Origin of the sequence: Actinosynnema sp. NPDC023658 (assembly GCF_040639995.1) — a bacterium.
In the GTDB taxonomy this organism is placed as follows: domain Bacteria; phylum Actinomycetota; class Actinomycetes; order Mycobacteriales; family Pseudonocardiaceae; genus Actinosynnema.
Window position 1 is genome coordinate 1 of the sequence record NZ_JBFAAX010000583.1, and the last position, 3,591, is coordinate 3,591.

3 protein-coding genes and 7 tRNA genes are annotated in these 3,591 nt (G+C 67.8%); all 10 read left to right on the plus strand.

Annotation, left to right across the window (positions count from 1 at the left end):
- On the plus strand, positions 1–374 hold a 374-nt coding region (locus AB0G02_RS31535; RefSeq protein ID WP_360801345.1), incomplete at its 5' end, for a hypothetical protein.
- A gap of 154 nt (positions 375–528) precedes the next feature.
- Positions 529–1,125, plus strand: a complete 597-nt coding sequence (locus tag AB0G02_RS31540) for a hypothetical protein (RefSeq protein WP_360801348.1) — start codon at positions 529–531, stop codon at positions 1,123–1,125.
- A 648-nt stretch (positions 1,126–1,773) separates the two neighbouring features.
- Positions 1,774–1,848 (plus strand) — tRNA-Arg (locus tag AB0G02_RS31545).
- 27 nt (positions 1,849–1,875) lie between these two features.
- A tRNA-Asp gene (locus tag AB0G02_RS31550) sits at positions 1,876–1,949 on the plus strand.
- A 171-nt stretch (positions 1,950–2,120) separates the two neighbouring features.
- Positions 2,121–2,192, plus strand: a tRNA-Glu gene (locus AB0G02_RS31555).
- Positions 2,193–2,232: 40 nt separating this feature from the next.
- Positions 2,233–2,305, plus strand: a tRNA-Arg gene (locus AB0G02_RS31560).
- 11 nt (positions 2,306–2,316) lie between these two features.
- Positions 2,317–2,388 (plus strand) — tRNA-Asn (locus AB0G02_RS31565).
- A 70-nt stretch (positions 2,389–2,458) separates the two neighbouring features.
- Positions 2,459–2,531, plus strand: a tRNA-Val gene (locus tag AB0G02_RS31570).
- A 2-nt stretch (positions 2,532–2,533) separates the two neighbouring features.
- Positions 2,534–2,610, plus strand: a tRNA-His gene (locus tag AB0G02_RS31575).
- Positions 2,611–3,347: 737 nt separating this feature from the next.
- A partial coding sequence (locus tag AB0G02_RS31580) for a hypothetical protein (RefSeq protein ID WP_360801351.1) occupies positions 3,348–3,591 on the plus strand: 244 nt, incomplete at its 3' end.

Below are 3,591 nucleotides of genomic sequence, written 5' to 3' on the forward strand. Positions count from 1 at the left end.
GCCGACCCGCCGGCGGTGCCCCTGCGCGACGGGCTCATGCATCTGGAGGTGTTCCGGACGCGATCGACGCCGTGCGGATGCAGTACGGCGTCGACCTGTGGGACGTGTTCACGCGCCTGTCCCTCGGGCTGTCGATCGAGGTGCGCGGCCCCGTGCCGCCGGTGCGGACGGGCGTCGTCGTGAACTGCGACCTGCCGACCCGACCGGGCCGGGTCGTGCGTATCTCCGAGGCGGACGAGCTGGCCCAGCTACCGGACGTGATCTCGGTCCGCATGTCCACTCGTGCGGGCGACACGATCGGCACCCGCCTGCACTCGGCGTCGAAGTCGAGCCGACAACCTGAGCCCCGCGCTCGCCTGGCCGACCGCCAGTAGGCCGGCCCGGCTCGCGCGCCTGCGGGGTGCCAGAACTCCGCACCGAGGCCCTGAGCTGCGGTGATCGCACATCACGTGCCGGCTACGTGCAATGTCGTTCGCACGAGCAAATAGCTCGGTGTCGTTTCGTGAGGTCCGGGCTTAGCTTCGGGTGGTGGCGAACGAACTGACGATTCCGCTCCTGCCCTGTCCTTCCATCGACGAGATCGCGTCGTTCTACGAGATGCTCGGCTTCGAGATCACCTATCGGCAGACGCGGCCGAACCCGCACGTCGCGGTGCGGCGGGAAGACCTCAACCTGCACTTCTTCGGGATGGACGGCTACGACCCGGCGCAGTCGTACAGCACGTGCCTGGTCATCGTGGCGGACACCGCCGAGCTGTTCGAGGCGTTCGCGGCGGGGATGCGGTCCGTGCACGGAAAGCTGCTCGTCTCCGGCATCCCGCGCATGACCCGGCCGCGGCTGCGCAACGACCGGTACACCGGGTTCACCGTCGTCGACCCTGGCGGCAACTGGATCCGGATCCACCAGGCCGCCAAGGAACCCCAGGCGCAGACCAAGCTCGCCATCGCCATGGAGAACGCCGCGAGGCAGGCCGATGCGCGCGGCGACGAACGGCAGGGGCTCAAGATCCTGGAGGGCGCGTTGAAGCGGGCGACCGGCGACGAACCGGAGTTCCAGGCGGTGCTGGAGTACCGCGACGAGCTCGTCGAACGGATCAAGGGGTCCGAGCCGCGTCCAGGCGCATGAGCGCAGCCCCGGTCCGGAACGGGGGAAGTGAGGCAGGCGGACACAGCACTGCCAAGCCGGGGCGCGGCCGGGCCGGTTAGGCCGTGATTCGTCCGACTCGGAGAAAAACCATTGCGGTGTTCCGCGTCGGAGGTGCATGCTTTGCGTACACCGCGAAACGAAGGGCCGACATCATGGCGAGCATGAGGAAGCGAGAGTCACAGCGCGTGCATCACAGCGCGGTGATCGCCGCCGCGTGCCCGCCCTTCGATCGGCACAATGCGGTCGCGACCTGGCATGAAGCGCCGCTGAGCTGCGCGGACTCCCCACCCCTGACCTGAACCGGGTCACGTGGACAGGGAGCCGCCCATCGGGAAACCGATCCGGGCGGCTCCTTCATTCGGCGCACCGAAAACAATCATTCTCGGTGACGTGCCCCGGAATCGGAACGGCCCCAAAACCGTTTCCCTAGGGCTCGACTCCTTCCGTCTACTGAACGCCGCCCATTCTTCGGATGGGCCGGTGTGTGTTCATTGACAACTCCACAGCGGAGCAGACATCAGTCGATGTGCCCCGCCCCGGCCGCCACGCGACCGGGGCGGGGGACGGAGGAGGAGCCGGTCGGGCGTCCCGTGAGGGGCGTCGCCGGTTGGCTCCGGCCTCCACCGAACCCCTGTAGCTCAGGCGGAACAGAGCGCGACGCTACGAACGTCGAGGTCCCAGGTTCGAGTCCTGGCAGGGGTACTGCCGACGCCGACCACGGCGTCGGATGCTCACGTGGCCCAGCGGCTAGGGCACCGCATTGTCGATGCGGCGATTCGCGGGTTCGAGTCCCGTCGTGAGCGCACCGCCCGCCGGCGGGCTCCACCGGCCGGGCGCACCGGATGCGCGGGGCACGGCGACCCCACCTGATTTGGGTTCAGGACACACCGCGTTCGACTCGCGGGCATCCGACAAGGGCACCGGGCGACGCGACCGCCAGGAGTCCGCGTCCACCCCGACGGGGTGAACGCCACAGCGCGTTGGTCCAGCGGAACGGACACCGGCCTCTCAAGTCGGTGACACGGGTTCGATCCCCGTACGCGCTACGAGCGGTGTCCCGGCTCTCCACCGGGCACCCCACCACAAGCCCTTGTGGTCCAACGGAACACGACACCGCCCTCCGACGGCGGAGATGCAGGTTCGAGTCCTGCCGAGGGCACGCGACGACATTCCCCTGAAGTGCACCAGGCGGCACGCCCGACTGTTACTCGGGAGGACCAGGTTCGACTCCTGGCAGGGGAGCGACCACTCCAGGCCTCGGCCCGGAGCGGCTCGTCTTCCACCACCGGCCACGACGGCGTCGTGACGGTGACGTCCCATAGCTCAGCAGGCAGAGCGTCCGCCCGACGTGCGGAAGGCCCCAGGTTCGACTCCTGGTGGGACGACTGTGACCGATGCCGAAGCAGTCGAGGCGCCAGATTGTGATTCTGGTCCAAGCCGGTGCGAGTCCGGTCGGTCACCCCAACCAACCACCTGTGCCGACAACACCCGGCACAGGTGGCGACGCGCCCAGCCCGGCAGCCATCCCGAGCCCAAATCCCCGAAGTGCCGGGTTCGACACCAGGACACACGACCACGCCGACACCCGACCGCGAAACCGGCCGCGCTGCTCCGTTGCGGAGAAGACACGTCATCCGGCGGCAAGACAGTCGAATTGCGCGTCAACCGACCGCGCGACGTACTGTTCGGCAGGTCCGAAGCCGCGGTGGTGCAACTCTCAGGTCAGAGTCGCCGGAGCACCCCCCGGAGAATCCGATCGAGCCCGGAGACGTTCACCGGACTTGGTACACCTCAGGCTTGAGAACAGTTCGCGTCACCGTCTGTCGACCATCGAGCAACCTCTGCAGCACCTCGACGGCGCTCTCCGCACCCCCCATCGCCGGAGCTCGAGAAGCCTCCGAAGCCATCTGCGCCGCGTTGCACGCCACAGGAAGATCCGCGTTCACGCTCCCAGTACCTGAAGACAACAGCCTGTGTTAGTTAACACTGAAACTATAGAGTCAACTTATTCTGAGTTGCGCTGTGTCGCTCGACAAGTCATCGGGCTGCCGCCGACCAGTCCTCGACGGCCTGATCCACGAGTACGAACCCCAGCCGAGCAACCGCAGGTCAAGCCATGTGGCCGACTTCCGGCACCCCCACAGGTGGCGAAGGCAGCGGCCCGTGGCCGGGTGACAGCCGCGCCGAACCACGACGAGAACGTGGGCGTGTTCTTCGACGGCAGCATGAAGCGCCACCACAGCATCGGCGGCGGTCAGGGCGAGGGACAGAGCCCGATGATCGTGCTCGCCAACCGCGGCACGAAGTCGACATCTCACCAGCGCCACGTGGTGACCGCCCGCTCCGCCAATGTGCTCGCCGGCATCGACACCAACCGGAGTGCCACAGGAGGGAAGACGGCGAACGAGCGAACTACGACCGCCACGTCGTCACGGTGCACGGGGC